This window comes from Brevundimonas sp. (genome assembly GCF_965279155.1).
Taxonomy (GTDB): domain Bacteria; phylum Pseudomonadota; class Alphaproteobacteria; order Caulobacterales; family Caulobacteraceae; genus Brevundimonas.
In genome coordinates, this window is the sequence record NZ_OZ257138.1 from 987,005 (window position 1) to 1,000,746 (window position 13,742).

Consider the following 13,742-nt stretch of genomic DNA (forward strand, 5'->3'; position numbering starts at 1 on the left):
ATTACAAATCGATCCGTCGCAGTTCAACCCGTGATCAGGTCCAACCGCCATCGACGACATAATGCTGGTTGGTGATGGCCCCGGCTTCGTCCGAGCACATGAAGACGACGACGCGGGCGATGTCGTCGGGCACGAGCCGGCGCTTCAGGCATTGGTTTTCGTTGATGTATTTATCGGTTTCCGGCGTGACCCACAGCGCCAGCTGGCGCTCGGTCATGATCCAGCCGGGGGCGACCGCGTTCACGCGAATGCCGAACGGGCCGAAGTCGCGGGCCAGCGAACGGGTCAGGCCGATCACCGCCGACTTTGACGCCGTATAGGCGGGCATTCCACCCTGGCCGATGACCCAAGAGGTCGAGCCCAGGTTGACGATGGCGCCCTTGCCCGTCGCCTGCATGTCCGGCAGCACGGCCTGGGCGGCGAAGAACTGGTGCTTCAGGTTCACGGCCATGCGGCCGTCCCAGTACTCTTCGGTCACTTCAAGAGTAGCGTGACGTTCGTCATGGGCGGCGTTGTTGACCAGGATGTCGATGGGACCGAAGGCGTCACGCACCGTGGCGATCGCAGCCTTCAGCGCCGGAATGTCGGTCAGGTCGCAGGCGACGAACAATGCCCCCTGCCCCAGTTCGGATTGCAGCTTGGGACCGCGCACCGTGTCGATATCCAGAAAGCCGACGCGGGCGCCTTGGGCGTGGAAGCTGCGGACGATGCCTTCGCCGATGCCGCCGGCGCCGCCGGTGACGATGACGGTCTTGTCTTTCAGGTCGGAGTAGATGGCGGCCATGATCGGTCTCGCGCCTCCCCGACGCCTCGTCGTTGATCGACGATGTGTAATCTTTCACAAATGAAAGCCGTTACCGTCAACAAAAATGGCGAGGGCTGCGGTTTCTGTCAACGGGGGAGTGCGATTGGCCCGATCAGGCCTGGGAAACCGCGCCCATCTGATCGGAAATGATCGTCGTGGTGCGCACCAACATCGCCGCCGCCTCTTCTCGGGTGCAGACCATGGGAGCCTGTTCGATGAAGGGGGTGATCAGGGTGGCGATGATGCCGTCGGACCCCATGATGGGCGCGACCAGGTCGGTGACGCCCTTGACGAAATCGCTGGCCCGCTCGACGTGGCCGCCTTGCGTCATGGCGGCCGCCCGCTCCGCGAACTCTGCGACCGGGGCCTCGCCGAACAGGGCGACCAGACTGTCGTGCAGATGTTTCTGCGCCCGCTCGTTGGCGCGCGAGTAGAACATCAGACCCGAGGTGGCGAGCAGGATGCTGCGGCGATAGCCGATGCGGACGGAATAGCCGAGGTCGCCGGGGCTCTCGATCCGGGCGATGACCACGATCTGGTCGCCGGACGGCACGACGAGGTGACAGGACTGCATGGTGCTGGACGCCAGATCCCGCATCGCCGGCATGGCCACATCCACCAGCGACTTGATCGGCGCCTGTGTCATGCCGAGGGTGAACAGCCGATTGGTCAGACGATAGCCGTCCGACGACTGTTCGATATAGCCCCGGAACTCCAGCACCTGGATCATGCGGAACAGTTCGCTGACCGACCGGCCCAGGGTGACCGACATCTGCGACGGCGTCATCGCCTCGCCCTGGGACGACAGCAGCTCCAGCACGTCCAGTCCCTTTTCGAGGGCGGGGGCGCGATATTTGCGGTCGTCGGTCGGATCTTGGTCGGTCATGGGAATCCTGTGGCGCGGTCCATAGGCTAACGGCGGCGCTCGCCTCGGTGAAGCCTGCGACGCGAACGAGATTACATTATCGCGGGTGAAATCTCTACGCACATATAAAAAACCGTTGCGACAGACTGACGCCTAACCTAGGCTTCTGCGCGAGCCCGAACCAAAGGGCCATATGGGGGAATGCACCATGTCGCTTGCGGGCATCGATCTGGCGATCCTGGCGATCTACGCCGTCTTCATCTTCGGCCTGGCCCAGTGGGTCTCGCGCACCAAGAAGGGCGAGCAGAAGACCTCCACCGACTATTTCATGGCGTCCAAGAGCCTGCCCTGGTGGGCCATCGGCGCCTCGCTGATCGCGGCCAACATCTCGGCCGAGCAGATCATCGGCATGAGCGGATCGGGCTATGTGATCGGCCTGGGCATCGCGTCCTATGAATGGATGGCGGCGCTGACCCTGCTGATCGTGGGCAAGTTCTTCCTGCCGATCTTCCTGCGCAACGAGATCGTGACCATGCCGCAGTTTCTGCAGCAGCGGTACGGGCCGACGATCCGCAACGTGATGGCCGTCTTCTGGCTGCTGCTCTACGTCTTCGTCAACGTGACCTCGATCCTGTGGCTGGGCGCGATCGCCGTCCACACCGTGACCGGGTTCAACCAGGATTACGCCATCGTCGCCATCGGCGTCTTCGCCCTGGCCTATCAGCTGTGGGGCGGGCTGAAGGCCGTGGCCCTGACCGACATCGTGCAGGTGGCCCTGCTGGTCTGCGGTGGCCTGATCATCGGCTTCATCGCCCTATCGACCATCGGCGGCGCGGGCGGTGCGCTGGCCGGCTTCCAGACCTTGCTGACCGAGTTCCCGGACAAGTTCGACATGATCCTGTCCAAGGACAATCCACACTATCAGGAGCTGCCGGGCATCGCCGTGCTGCTGGGCGGGCTGTGGGTCATGAACATCAGCTACTGGGGCTTCAACCAGTACATCATCCAGCGCGCGCTGGCGGCCAAGTCGCTGCCGGAAGCGCAGAAGGGCATCGCCTTCGCCGCCTATCTGAAGCTGCTGATGCCGGTGATCGTGGTGCTGCCGGGCATGGCCGCCCTGATCCTGGCTCCCAACCTGTCGGCGCCGGACCAGGCCTATCCGACCATGATGAACCTGCTGCCGGTGGGCCTGAAAGGCCTGGTCTTCGCGGCCCTGATCGCCGCCATCATCGCCTCGCTGGCGTCCAAGGTGAACTCGATCTCGACTATCTTCACCCTGGACCTCTACGCCAAGATCAAGAAGGACACGCCCGAGCACCAACTGGTCACGGTCGGCCGCATCGCCGCCGTCGTCGCCGTGATCATCGGCATCTTGACCGCTCGCCCGCTGCTGGGCGGCTTCGACCAGGCCTTCCAGTTCATTCAGGAGTTCACCGGCTTCTTCACCCCCGGCATCGTGGTCATCTTCATGCTGGGCCTGTTCTGGAAGCGCGCATCCGAAGCGGGCGCCCTGACCGCCGCCATCGGCTCGGTGGTGCTGTCGGCCGTCTTCTGGTGGCTGCAGGAGACGGGTCAGTTCATCTTCCCGTTCATGAACCGGGTGGCGGTCGTGTTCGTCGTCTCCCTGATCGCGGCAGTGGTCGTGTCCCTGCTGATCCCGGCCAAGCCCGACGCCATGAAGATCAAGCTGGACAAGATCAGCTACAAGACCTCGCTGGGCTTCAACCTGGCCGGGGTCGGCGTGATCGCTTTCCTGATCCTGGTCTATTCGATCTGGTGGTGAGGTGAGCGAAACAAGGCTGATCGGAGTCGACTGGGGCACCAGCAATCTGCGCGTCATGCGGATCGCCGAGGGCGGCGCGGTGCTCGACAGCCGCTCCGACCCGCGCGGCGCAGGCGGCCTGGCGCCGGATCAGTTTCAGGTCGTGCTGAACCAGGTCGCCGGCGACTGGCTGAACGACGGCCTGCCGGTCCTGATCAGCGGCATGGCCGGGGCGCGCGGCCGGTGGCGCGAAATGGCCTATCTGCCCTGCCCCGCCGGTGTCGCCGACCTGGCGGGCGCAGTGGCCAGCCCTGACGATGCGCCCCATGTCTCCATCGTGCCCGGCGTCGCCGTGTTCGCGGACGGTCGCCTTCAGGACGTGGTGCGCGGCGAGGAGACCCAGGTGTTCGGCCTGGACGCCCCGGACGAGGCGGTGGTCGTCGGCCCCGGCACCCACAGCAAATGGATCCGCACCGCAGGCGGCCGGATCACGGACTTTCGCACCTTCATGACCGGCGAACTGTTCGCCGCCATCCGCAAGGGCACGATCCTGGGCGCCGACATGGGCGATCCCGGCGTGGACGACGACGCCTTTGCGGCCGGGGTACAGCGTGCCTTGCGCGATCCCGCCGTCACCGCAGCCCTGTTCTCGGTGCGGGTCGAGGGCTTGGCCGGACGCCTTTCGCCGGCGTCGTCGGCCGACTATCTGTCAGGTCTGCTGATCGGGGCCGAGGTTGCGGCGCAGGTCGATGCGAACCATCGCCCCGTCATCCTGATCGGCGTCGAGGCGCTGTGTCGCCGCTATGCCGCCGCCCTGGCGCTGGGCGGTTTCCACGACGTTCGCATCGCGGACGGCGCCGCCGCCACGGCCAAGGGTCTGTGGCGCATTCACGAGGCCGTATCCCGATGATCCCTGTTTCCATCGAAAGCCTGGACGCCCTGCCCCTGATCGCCATCCTGCGGGGCCTCACGCCCCACGAGGCGGTGGACGTGGGCGAGGCCATCGTCGCCGCAGGCTTTCTCTGCCTGGAAGTGCCGCTCAACTCACCCCAGCCGCTGGAGAGCATCCGCCGCCTGCGCCAGGCGCTGAACGGTCGCGCCCTAGTCGGCGCCGGCACGGTGCTGAACGTCGCGGCGGCGCGCGAAGTCGCAGAGGCCGGCGGCCAACTGATCATCTCGCCCAACACCAACACCGACGTGATCCGCGAGACCAAGGCCCTCGGCCTTCTGTCCCTGCCCGGCTTCTTCACACCGTCCGAAGCCTTCGCCGCCCTGGACGCCGGGGCCGACGCTTTGAAACTGTTCCCCGCCGAGATCGCCGGTCCGAAGGGACTGAAGGCCGTCCGAGCAGTCCTGCCCGCCGCCACCCGCGTCTATCCGGTCGGCGGCGTCGATCCCGACAGCATGGCGGCCTGGCTTGGCGCCGGCGCCTCGGGCTTCGGCATCGGTTCTGCCGTCTTCAAGCCGGGCCAGACCGCCGATCAGGTCGGTCGTCAGGCGGCGCAGTTCGTCACGGCCTGGAACGCAGCGCAGACGGCGCAGGCCTAGTCGCGGCCTCGGTGGCCCGGCTTGGTCGACACCTCGGTCGAGGCCCAGCGGTCCCACATCTGGAAATACAGGCCGTAGTTGCCGTTGAACCGCTTGTGATGGGCGTCATGGTGGGTGGCGGTGATCAGCCAGCTTAGCGGCGCGCGGCTCAGCCAGGATGCGGGCCAGACCTCGCGGCCGGCGTGGTTCAAGACGGCCGTGGCGGTCATCAGGGTCAGCAGGGCCAGCGCCACGCCCCAATGGATCGGCACGAACAGCGCCAGGGCCGGCAGGAACCAGGCGGTGGCGACGGCCTCGGCCGGATCGAAGGCGAAGGAGGCGAAGGCGCTGGGGTCGCGCGACCGATGATGCTCGGCATGGGCCCAAGGGAAGATGCGCGGGTGATGCAGCCCCCGGTGGACCCAATAGTAGAACGCGTCGTGGGCCAGCATATAGACGACGAAGCTGACCGGCAGCCACCACAGCGGCCAAGCGCTCACATCGTCATAGATGGCCGTCCCGCCCCGTTTCCAGGCCTCCAGCACAAGGGCGGCCGGCAGGGCGTAGATCGGGCAGGAGATCAGGGAGGCAATGATTTCCGCGCGGATGCGTTTTACGGCCGGCGCCTTGTGGTTCAACTGACGCCCCCGCCCCGGCCCGGACCACAGCAACCAGTGGGTCGCAACGCCGACCAGTAGATAGCGCACGCCGATGATCAGGCTGAGCGCGAGGGTCGTGACGAGCAGGTCCATCAGCATGGGCGCACAGACGGCCAAACATATGCCCGGGTCAAGTTGTGGCGGGCGCCGTTCAAACCGCCTATGATACGATCATGTCCTTGCCGGTGATGATCCTGCTGTTCCTTGCGACCGTCTTCGGGATGGAGGTCTTCGCCTGGGCCATGCATCGCTACGTCATGCACGGCCTGCTGTGGGACTGGCACCGCAGCCACCACGAACCGCACGACGATGTCCTGGAAAAGAACGACCTGTTCGCCGTGGTGTTCGCGGCGCCGGCGATCGTCCTGATCGCGCTGGGCCTTCACGTCTGGGCCTGGGCCTTGCCGATCGGTCTGGGTGTGACGGCCTATGGGATGATCTATTTCTATTTCCACGACGGGCTGGTGCATCGGCGATTCCCGACCGGCGTTGAAGGCCGTTCAGGCTTCTGGACGCGGCGCATCCAGGCCCACCGCCTGCACCACGCGGTGCGCACGAAAGAAGGCTGTGTCTCGTTCGGCTTTCTGTGGGTGCGGTCGGCGCGGGCGCTGAAGGCCGAACTGTCTCAGAAGCGCGGCTCTTCCAGAAGCGGCGCCTGAGCCGGTCGGTTTTCCTGAGTATCGCCTGACCGGGAAACACGGCGACGGCGGCTTGCATCCGAGGCGGTCGTGATGCCTGATGAGATCATAGAGGTTCGGATCGCCGTCGCAACGCGACGGTCAGGCGACACCAGGAGACCTGTATGGCGATCGTCGGCGCGAGGCCCCAGCCGCCTGTGGCATGCGAACCTTGCGCGCCCGACGACCTGCGTCTGCGGGTCCAGTCACGCCTGACCGAATTGGCGCCGTCGTCGGACAGCCTGCTGTCGCTGGCTGCGCGCGAGGCCTTGCTGGGACAGGGAAAACGGGTCCGACCGGTGCTGGCCATGCTGGCGGCGGCCCATGTCGGGGGGCGTCCCGACGATGCGCTGGATTATGGCTGTGCGCTGGAGATGGTCCATGCCGCGTCTCTCGTGCTGGACGACCTGCCCTGTATGGACGACGCGATCCTGCGGCGGGGGCAGCCGACGCTGCATCGCCGCCACGGCGAGGATGCAGCCGTGCTGGCGGCGGTGGCCCTGCTCAACCAGTCCACTCGACTGATCCTGCAAAGCCGACTGCCGGCCGAAACGCGACTGTCCACGCTGGACCTTTTGACGCAGGCCGTCGGTTTCGACGGTCTGGCCGAGGGGCAGATGCGCGACCTGCGCGACGACGCGCAAGAGCGGGACGCCGTCGCCCTGCGTCAGATCAACGACCTCAAGACCGGCGCCCTGTTCGTGGCGACGGTGCGCGGCGGCGGCCTGCTGGGCGGGGGCGACGCCGACGACCTGGTCCGGCTGTCGGCCTTCGGCGAGGCGGTCGGTTTCGCCTTCCAGCTCTATGACGATCTGCTGGACGCCTGTTCGACCACCAGCGCCGTCGGCAAGGATGTGGGCCAAGATCAGGACACGACCACCTTCGTCGATCTGTGGGGCGAAGGGCGGGTCCGAGCGGCGGTGCGCCAGTCCCTGTCCAGGGCGGCCGAGGCGGTCGGCCACGACAGCCCCCTGACCCTCTATGTCCTCGATCTCTTCCAGCAGGCCGATCTTGGGATCTAGCGTCGCGCCGGCGCTGGTCCTGAGCGGAATAGAGGCCGGCTATGACGGCCGGCCGGTGCTGCGGGATTTCAGCCTGACCGTGAATGCAGGCGAGGTATACGCCCTGCTGGGCGCGAACGGCGCCGGCAAGTCCACGGTGGCCCGCGTGGCCTGCGGCCTGCTGCCCGTGCGCCGGGGGCGTGTGGCGGTGGGCGACGGAACCCAGGCGCGCATCGGTCTGGCTCCCCAGGACAGCGCCCTGTTTCCCGCCCTGTCGCCGCGCGAGAATGTCGAGGTGACGGCGCGGCTTTGCGGGGTCGCGCGCGACGACCGCCGTGCGGCGGTGGACCGCGCCCTCGACCTGACCGGCTGCGGCCCGCGCGCGGATCAGCCGGTGCGCACCCTGTCCGGCGGATGGCGACGACGCGCGAACCTGAGCGCCGCCCTGGTCGGACAGCCCCGATTGCTGATCGCGGACGAGCCGACGGAAGGGGTTGATGCGGCCACGCGCGGCGTCCTGTCCGCCGCACTGCGTGAGACGGTCAAGGCGGGCGCCGGCTGCCTGTTGATCAGCCACGACGCGGTCTTCGTGTCCGATACGGCAGACCGGATCGGCGTGTTGGCGCAGGGTCGGCTCTTGGCGGAAGGCGCGCCGAACGCCCTGTTGCATCAGGCCTTCGGCGCGGCGCGGCTGCTCAGCGTCCGCCTGACGCGGCCAGCCTCTGACACCGCCGCCCAATGGTTCGCTCAGGCCGGCTTGACCCAGGCCGACGACAGTCTGGAATGGCGTCGCCTCTGCGAGGATGCACTCGCCGTGGCCCAGACCCTGGCGCCCGTGGTCGATGGCGAGGGGGGCGAGGTCGCGGTTCGCCGGCCGGGACTAGACGACCTTGTCGCGCATCTGTCGGCGGCGTCGTCATGATGGCCGTGGCGGGCGCCTGGGCCAGGGGTTTCTGGCGCGACCGGGCCGGGGTGGTGCTGACGCTGCTGCTGCCGCCCCTGGTCTATCTGCTGTTCGCGGCCATCTTCGGCGCGGGGGCGCGGGGCGAGATCGACACGGCCGTGGTCATGCACGATGCGGCGCGCACCCCGGCGACGGCGGCGATGCACGATGTCCTGGCGCGCGACATGGGCGCCCGGCTGCGCACGGTCGAGGACGTGGGCGAGCTGGAGCGCGCGGTGATCGACGGTCGCGCGGACGCGGGCATCCTGATCCGTCCCTCGGCCGGACGCCCGCCCCAGGTGGTGGTGGTGTCCGCCGCCGGTCGCGACGTGGCGGCGGCGGCGCTTCAGGCGCGGCTGGAGCCGATGGCGGCGGCCTTGGCGGGCCAGGTCGCGCCGCCCACCGCGCGCGTCGCGACGGTGCAGGTCGGGCCGACCGGCGATGTCCAGGCCGCCTATTACGCCGGGGCGGTCAGCGTCATGTTCGTCTTCTTCGCCGCCATGCACGGCGCCATGGGCGGACTGGACGAGCGGCGTTCGGGGCTTCAGGCGCGGCTGGCCCTGGCGAGGGGCGGCCTGGCGCCGATCCTGGCCGGGCGGGCGGGATGGCTGACGGTCGTGGGGGTGATGCAGTCGGCCGCCGTCTTCGTCGCGGCCTGGGCAAAACTGCCCAACCTTGCGCCATGGCAGGCGGCGGCGGCGGCCGTGACGGCGGTTCTGGTCGGGTTTTCGGCGGCGGGCTTGGCCCTGGCGCTGACGGCGGCGTGTCGATCACGCGAACAGGCCCAGCCCCTGACCACCTTCGTCGTCCTGCTGCTGGCGGCGCTGGGCGGGTCGATGGCGCCGCGCTTCCTGATGCCCGAGGCCTTCCGCGCCTTGGGCTGGATCACGCCGCACGCCTGGGCCATCGAGGCCTATCAGGCCGTGATCTGGCGGGCCGAGTTCACGCCGAGCGTCGTCGCCGGCTGGGCGGTTCTGGCCGCCCTCGGCGCAGCAGGGCTTGGGGTATCCCTGATTCTGGAACGGCGGCGCGCGGCGCGTTGAGCCTTCAGACGTGGGTCCACAGGGCCGGGCGCGGCGGCGGTTCGCGCCAGGCGTCCAGCGTCTTGCACCACAGGGCGATCAGGCCGCCACGCCCCAGCAGCATCAGCTTGCCCGCCTTGTCGACCGAGGTCCGCCCGTCCCAGGCCGCCGGCCCGGCGCGCGACACATGGCGGCCGATCGAGCGATAGACGCCTCGCGCCGTGGCGATGGCCCAGGCCGAACGCGGGTTGAGATCGCGCAAGCCCCACCGGGCCGAGGCGTAGAAGGGTTCGGCCGCCGCGACCAGGCGCTGGGCCGTGCGTGCGACGGCGGCGCGGTGCTGGGGTTGATCGACCTGATCGCGGGGCACACCCGCCTCGTCCAGCCAGGCGCCGGGCAGATAGACCCGCCCGCCCTTCGCATCCTCGACCACGTCGCGCGCGATGTTCGTCAGCTGGAACGCCAGCCCCAGGTCCTGGGCGCGGCGCAGGGTAGGCGCGTCCTCGACCCCCATGATCCGGGCCATCATCACCCCGACCACGCCCGCGACGTGATAGGCATAGTCCAGCGTGTCCTCCAGCGTGTCGTAACGCCGTGCGACCACGTCCATCTCGAACCCGCGCAACAGGTCCATGGCCTCCTCGGCCGGGATGGAATGCCGATCCGCCACGCGCTGGAAGGCGGTGAAAACCGGGTCGGTCTGCGGCTCTCCGGCCAGAGCCGCTGCCGTGCGGGCGCGCAATTCGACCAGCTTGTGCCCCGCCAGCACCGGGTCGATGCCGACGGCGCCGTGGCCCAGGACCTGACCGTCGATCTCGTCGTCGCAATGCCGGCACCAGGAATACAGCATCCAGGCGTCGTCGCGGATCGCCGCCGGGAACAGGCGCGCGGCGGCGGCGAAGCTCTTGGAGCCCTGCTCCATCGCCTGGCGGCTGTGGTCCAGGACCGCGTCGGTCATGCCGGCTGCCTCGCGTCTTCGATCATCAGGGCGGCCGTGGCCTTGGCCGAGCCGACCACGCCGGGCACGCCTGCTCCGGGATGGGTGCCGGCGCCCACGAAATACAGGTTCGGGATCTGATCGTCGCGATTGTGCACCCGGAACCAGGCGCTCTGGGTCAGGATCGGCTCAAGCGAGAAGGCCGAGCCCTGGTGCGCGTTCAGTTGGTCGCGGAAATCGACCGGCGTGAAGATGCGGCAGGTGTCCAGATCAGCGGTCAGGCCGGGGATATAGCGTTCTTCCAGATAGGCCAGGATCCGGTCGCGATAGCGCGGGCCCTCGACCTCCCAATCGATGTCCGCCGAGGCCAGATGCGGCACGGGCGCCAGCACATAGAAGGCGTCGCACCCTTCGGGCGCCAGGGACGGATCGGTTCGCGTCGGCGCATGCAGATACAGCGAGAAGTCGTCGGGCAGGTCCGGTCCCTTGAAGATTTCGGCGATCAATTCGCGATAGCGCGGCCCGAACAGCACCGTGTGGTGACGCACCTCCGGGTGGACGCGCTTCAGGCCGAAATAGATGACGAACAGCGACATGGAATGGCGGCGCGACGCCAGCTTGGCGCCCTCCTTCTGACCGCGCGGCTCCTGGCCCAGCAGGCGCTGATAGGTGTGCACCACGTCGGCGTTGGAGGCGACCATGTCGAAGGCCAGGGTCTCGCCGCCCACGACCACGCCGGTCGCACGGCCGTCGGCCATGGTGATCCGTTCGACCGGACTGTTCAGCCTGACCTCGCCGCCCAGGTCCTCAAGCAGGCGCACCATGGCCTGGATCAGGGCGCCGGTGCCGCCGCGCGGGAACCACACGCCCCAGCGCCGCTCCAGCGCGTGGATCAGCGCATAGATCGACGAGGTCGCGAACGGATTGCCGCCGACCAGCAGGGAGTGGAAGCTGAACGCCTGGCGCAGGTGCTCGTCCTGAATGAAACTGGCCACCTTGTCATAGACCGACCGCCAGGCCTGAAGCCGCATCAGCTCGGGCGCCGCCTTGATCATGCTGGCGAAATCCAGGAACGGCACCGCCCCCAGCTTCAGATAGCCTTCCTTCAGCAGGTCCTCGGAATAGGCCAGGAACTTGCGATAGCCCTCCTTATCAGCGGGGTTTCGCGCGACGATCTGGCGGTCCAGCTCGTCCTGGTCGTTGACGTAGTTGAATACGTCGCCGTCTTCCCAGCACAACCGATAGAAGGGCGCGACCGGCAGCAGTTCGACATAGTCCGACAGCTTGCGCCCGCTGGCCTCGAACAGCTCCTCCAGCGCCGACGGGTCGGTGATGACGGTGGGACCGGCGTCGAAGGTGTAGCCCTTGTCCTTGAACACATAGGCCCGGCCGCCTGGCAAATCGCGCGCCTCGAACACCGTGGTCTGGATGCCCGCCGACTGCAGCCGTATGGCCAGCGACAGCCCCCCGAAACCCGATCCGATCACTGCAGCCCGCATCACGCACGTCCTTTTTCGACCAGACAGGTCAGTGCGGCGCCGATGGGCACCGGGGGTTTGCCGCTCAGGATCCGCGCCTTGTCGGCGAGGGTGGATCCGGCGGCGTAGAAGCGTTCGATCAACGGCTGGGGCAGACGATAGAAACGCTCCAGCACCCTGTATCGTTCTTCGGGGCGCGCCGCGCGAAACAACATGCGATTCAGCAACCGATAAAAGCCTCGTCCGGCCCATACTTCGCCAGCATGGCGGCGGATGTCGGCGGCTAGGGTCGCACCCTCGAAATCTTTCGCCAAGCGGTCCGCCAGATGATCGGCCAGGCGCACGGCGTCCGGCAGGGAATAGCCGGTCGTCGGATGAAACAGCCCGGCACGCAGGCCGCTCAACGCCGTCGGCCCCATGCGGGTCAGATGCGCGGCGATGTCACCGTCCAGGGCCACGGGCAGGACGCCGTCCTCCTCCCTCAGCACCGTCTCGATGACCCACCCCTGCTGTGCAGCATAGTCGCGCACGCCCTGCCGGAACACGTCGCGATCCAGCTCGGCGCCGTCTGTGTAGCGTGTGTCCTCGATCAACAGGGTCCGGTCGTCGAACGGCAGGGTGTAGAGGAAGCGATAGCCCCCCGCTTGATCGACGCGGGCGTCCATGACGATGGGTGCGGTCAGGCCGTGCGGCGCCGCCAGTCGAACCTCCAGCCCGACGAACTTCTGGAACCCCAGCGCCAGGTCCGGCGTGGCGACCGGCCCTCGCCCGTCAATGACCGCTTTGGCCTTCAGCCGCCGACCGTCGGCCAGCACCGCCTCGGTCTCGGACACCGACACGACCGGCGCCCCCAGCATGATGCGGCCGGGCAAGGCCGCGCTGACCACCGCCGCGAACCGTTCGGCCGTCACGCTGCGGTATCCGGTGGAGAGATTACGCTCGAACTGAGGGAACCGAACCGCATAACCGGGCCAGCGATGCACGACCAAGGGGTCGATCCAGCCGTGCTGCGCCGCCGTCAGATCGCCCTCGAAGAAGGACCAAGTGTGCACGCCGCCCAGCGTCTCGGCCGCCTCGACGATTCGGACATCCAGGTCGGGCCGAACCTGCGAAAGGCGTAGCGCCAACAGACCGTTGGCGAGGCCGCCGCCGATCAGGAGGAGGTCGGGCCCGGAGGTGTCAAAGGCGTCGGCCTGCATTCCCGACAGGTGGCACGCGACGACGGATGCGGCAAGCGAACAGGATGCTTACCCGCCCACAGTGCGCTAGTGTCGCGCCATGTCCGCCGTCTCCCCTGCGCCCAGGATCGTCCCGAACCAGACCCTGATCGGTCTGACGCTCGCCGGGATGATCATGACGGCCTGGCTGATCCTGCACATCTACGGCGTCTATTTTCATCGCTGGACCGCGTGGAGCCTGCTGATCGCCCCGCTGATCGTCGCGATCCAGACCTGGCTGTCCGTCGGACTGTTCATCGTCGCGCACGACGCCATGCACGGCTCGCTGGCGCCGGGCCGGCCCCGGCTGAACGTCGCGGTCGGCAGCCTGGCTCTGGGCCTCTACGCCGGTTTCCGGTTCACGCCGCTGAAGACCGCCCATCACGGCCATCACGCCGCGCCCGGCACGGTGGACGATCCCGACTTCCATGCCGACGCCCCGCGCGCCTTTCTTCAGTGGTTCTACGGCTTCTTTCGCACCTATTTCGGCTGGCGCGAGTTGGCCGTGCTGACCCTGCTGGTCTGCATCGCCGTCTTCGCCTTGGGCGCGCACGTCCCGAACCTGCTGGTCTTCTGGGCCGCCCCGGCCCTGCTCTCGGCGCTCCAGCTCTTCACCTTCGGCACCTGGCTGCCCCATCGCCACACCGACGACGCCTTCCCCGACCACCACAACGCCCGCAGCAGCCCGTTCGGCGACGTCCTGTCCCTGCTGACCTGTTTCCACTTCGGCCGACATCACGAGCATCACCTCAGCCCATGGGAACCCTGGTGGGGGCTTTCGCGGCGTTCGGCGGGTTCGTTTGACGTTCATAAAGGTGAAGGTCGCACGCAGTAAGCAGAGCCGTGCTG

At 67.8% G+C, this 13,742-nt stretch carries 14 protein-coding genes; 8 read left to right on the forward strand and 6 right to left on the reverse strand.

What is annotated here, in order from left to right; genetic code table 11:
* Window positions 1-34: 34 nt before the first annotated feature.
* Both ACQY72_RS04805 and ACQY72_RS04810 read right to left on the reverse strand, forming a co-directional pair.
* Window positions 35-784 carry an SDR family NAD(P)-dependent oxidoreductase gene (locus tag ACQY72_RS04805; RefSeq protein WP_428156124.1) on the reverse strand — a complete coding sequence of 250 codons (750 nt, stop codon included), beginning with the start codon at window positions 782-784 and terminating at the stop codon, window positions 35-37.
* 133 nt (window positions 785-917) lie between these two features.
* The gene (locus ACQY72_RS04810; protein ID WP_428156125.1) at window positions 918-1,691 is read right to left on the reverse strand and encodes an IclR family transcriptional regulator; all 774 of its coding nucleotides are present in this window, start codon (window positions 1,689-1,691) and stop codon (window positions 918-920) included.
* A 187-nt stretch (window positions 1,692-1,878) separates the two neighbouring features.
* On the opposite strand from ACQY72_RS04810, the gene ACQY72_RS04815 reads away from it, so the two are divergent.
* The 3 genes from ACQY72_RS04815 to ACQY72_RS04825 are packed head-to-tail and all read left to right on the forward strand — an operon-like array spanning window position 1,879 to window position 4,980.
* The gene (locus tag ACQY72_RS04815) at window positions 1,879-3,453 is read left to right on the forward strand and encodes a sodium/sugar symporter (RefSeq protein ID WP_428156126.1); all 1,575 of its coding nucleotides are present in this window, start codon (window positions 1,879-1,881) and stop codon (window positions 3,451-3,453) included.
* A gap of 1 nt (window position 3,454) precedes the next feature.
* The gene (locus ACQY72_RS04820; protein WP_428156127.1) at window positions 3,455-4,342 is read left to right on the forward strand and encodes a 2-dehydro-3-deoxygalactonokinase; all 888 of its coding nucleotides are present in this window, start codon (window positions 3,455-3,457) and stop codon (window positions 4,340-4,342) included.
* On the forward strand, window positions 4,339-4,980 hold the full coding sequence (locus tag ACQY72_RS04825; protein ID WP_428156128.1) for a 2-dehydro-3-deoxy-6-phosphogalactonate aldolase: 642 nt from the start codon (window positions 4,339-4,341) through the stop codon (window positions 4,978-4,980). Before ACQY72_RS04820 ends, ACQY72_RS04825 begins: the two co-directional genes overlap by 4 nt.
* On the opposite strand, the gene ACQY72_RS04830 is transcribed toward ACQY72_RS04825, so the two are convergent.
* A complete protein-coding gene (locus ACQY72_RS04830; RefSeq protein WP_428156129.1) occupies window positions 4,977-5,711 on the reverse strand; it encodes a sterol desaturase family protein in 735 nt (244 codons plus the stop codon). The genes ACQY72_RS04825 and ACQY72_RS04830 overlap by 4 nt on opposite strands.
* 80 nt (window positions 5,712-5,791) lie before the next feature.
* On the opposite strand from ACQY72_RS04830, the gene ACQY72_RS04835 reads away from it, so the two are divergent.
* From ACQY72_RS04835 to ACQY72_RS04850, 4 genes are all read left to right on the forward strand, one after another.
* Entirely contained in the window at window positions 5,792-6,277 is a 486-nt protein-coding gene (locus ACQY72_RS04835; RefSeq protein ID WP_428156130.1) for a sterol desaturase family protein, read from the forward strand.
* A gap of 143 nt (window positions 6,278-6,420) precedes the next feature.
* On the forward strand, window positions 6,421-7,317 hold the full coding sequence (locus ACQY72_RS04840) for a polyprenyl synthetase family protein (protein ID WP_428156131.1): 897 nt from the start codon (window positions 6,421-6,423) through the stop codon (window positions 7,315-7,317).
* The gene (locus ACQY72_RS04845) at window positions 7,307-8,218 is read left to right on the forward strand and encodes an ABC transporter ATP-binding protein (RefSeq protein WP_428156132.1); all 912 of its coding nucleotides are present in this window, start codon (window positions 7,307-7,309) and stop codon (window positions 8,216-8,218) included. Before ACQY72_RS04840 ends, ACQY72_RS04845 begins: the two co-directional genes overlap by 11 nt.
* Complete coding sequence (locus ACQY72_RS04850) at window positions 8,215-9,282, forward strand: ABC transporter permease (RefSeq protein WP_428156133.1); 1,068 nt, start codon at window positions 8,215-8,217, stop codon at window positions 9,280-9,282. The genes ACQY72_RS04845 and ACQY72_RS04850 overlap by 4 nt, the downstream gene beginning before the upstream one ends.
* A gap of 4 nt (window positions 9,283-9,286) precedes the next feature.
* Here the strand turns inward: ACQY72_RS04850 and ACQY72_RS04855 are convergent, their stop codons facing one another.
* From ACQY72_RS04855 to crtY, 3 genes are read right to left on the reverse strand one after another with little or no spacing between them, the layout of a single operon-like run.
* Complete coding sequence (locus ACQY72_RS04855) at window positions 9,287-10,219, reverse strand: phytoene/squalene synthase family protein (protein ID WP_428156134.1); 933 nt, start codon at window positions 10,217-10,219, stop codon at window positions 9,287-9,289.
* A complete protein-coding gene (locus ACQY72_RS04860) occupies window positions 10,216-11,697 on the reverse strand; it encodes a phytoene desaturase (protein ID WP_428156135.1) in 1,482 nt (493 codons plus the stop codon). The genes ACQY72_RS04855 and ACQY72_RS04860 overlap by 4 nt, the downstream gene beginning before the upstream one ends.
* Window positions 11,697-12,875 (reverse strand): lycopene beta-cyclase CrtY, encoded by a 1,179-nt coding sequence (crtY, locus tag ACQY72_RS04865; RefSeq protein ID WP_428156136.1) that lies wholly within the window; start codon window positions 12,873-12,875, stop codon window positions 11,697-11,699. The genes ACQY72_RS04860 and crtY overlap by 1 nt, the downstream gene beginning before the upstream one ends.
* Before the next feature lie 79 nt (window positions 12,876-12,954).
* Between crtY and ACQY72_RS04870 the strand changes: the two genes are divergently transcribed.
* Window positions 12,955-13,728: a fatty acid desaturase gene (locus tag ACQY72_RS04870; protein WP_428156137.1), complete on the forward strand. Its 774-nt coding sequence runs from the start codon at window positions 12,955-12,957 to the stop codon at window positions 13,726-13,728.
* Window positions 13,729-13,742 lie beyond the last annotated feature (14 nt).

What these genes read in the sequence shown, in the direction of transcription:
- ACQY72_RS04805 (WP_428156124.1), bottom strand. Translation starts at nt 784, where the DNA reads ATGGCCGCCATCTACTCCGACCTGAAAGACAAGACCGTCATCGTCACC.
- ACQY72_RS04810 (WP_428156125.1), bottom strand. Translation starts at nt 1,691, where the DNA reads ATGACCGACCAAGATCCGACCGACGACCGCAAATATCGCGCCCCCGCC.
- ACQY72_RS04815 (WP_428156126.1), top strand. Translation starts at nt 1,879, where the DNA reads ATGTCGCTTGCGGGCATCGATCTGGCGATCCTGGCGATCTACGCCGTC.
- ACQY72_RS04825 (WP_428156128.1), top strand. Translation starts at nt 4,339, where the DNA reads ATGATCCCTGTTTCCATCGAAAGCCTGGACGCCCTGCCCCTGATCGCC.
- ACQY72_RS04830 (WP_428156129.1), bottom strand. Translation starts at nt 5,711, where the DNA reads ATGGACCTGCTCGTCACGACCCTCGCGCTCAGCCTGATCATCGGCGTG.
- ACQY72_RS04835 (WP_428156130.1), top strand. Translation starts at nt 5,792, where the DNA reads ATGTCCTTGCCGGTGATGATCCTGCTGTTCCTTGCGACCGTCTTCGGG.
- ACQY72_RS04840 (WP_428156131.1), top strand. Translation starts at nt 6,421, where the DNA reads ATGGCGATCGTCGGCGCGAGGCCCCAGCCGCCTGTGGCATGCGAACCT.
- ACQY72_RS04850 (WP_428156133.1), top strand. Translation starts at nt 8,215, where the DNA reads ATGATGGCCGTGGCGGGCGCCTGGGCCAGGGGTTTCTGGCGCGACCGG.
- ACQY72_RS04855 (WP_428156134.1), bottom strand. Translation starts at nt 10,219, where the DNA reads ATGACCGACGCGGTCCTGGACCACAGCCGCCAGGCGATGGAGCAGGGC.
- ACQY72_RS04860 (WP_428156135.1), bottom strand. Translation starts at nt 11,697, where the DNA reads ATGCGGGCTGCAGTGATCGGATCGGGTTTCGGGGGGCTGTCGCTGGCC.
- crtY (WP_428156136.1), bottom strand. Translation starts at nt 12,875, where the DNA reads ATGCAGGCCGACGCCTTTGACACCTCCGGGCCCGACCTCCTCCTGATC.
- ACQY72_RS04870 (WP_428156137.1), top strand. Translation starts at nt 12,955, where the DNA reads ATGTCCGCCGTCTCCCCTGCGCCCAGGATCGTCCCGAACCAGACCCTG.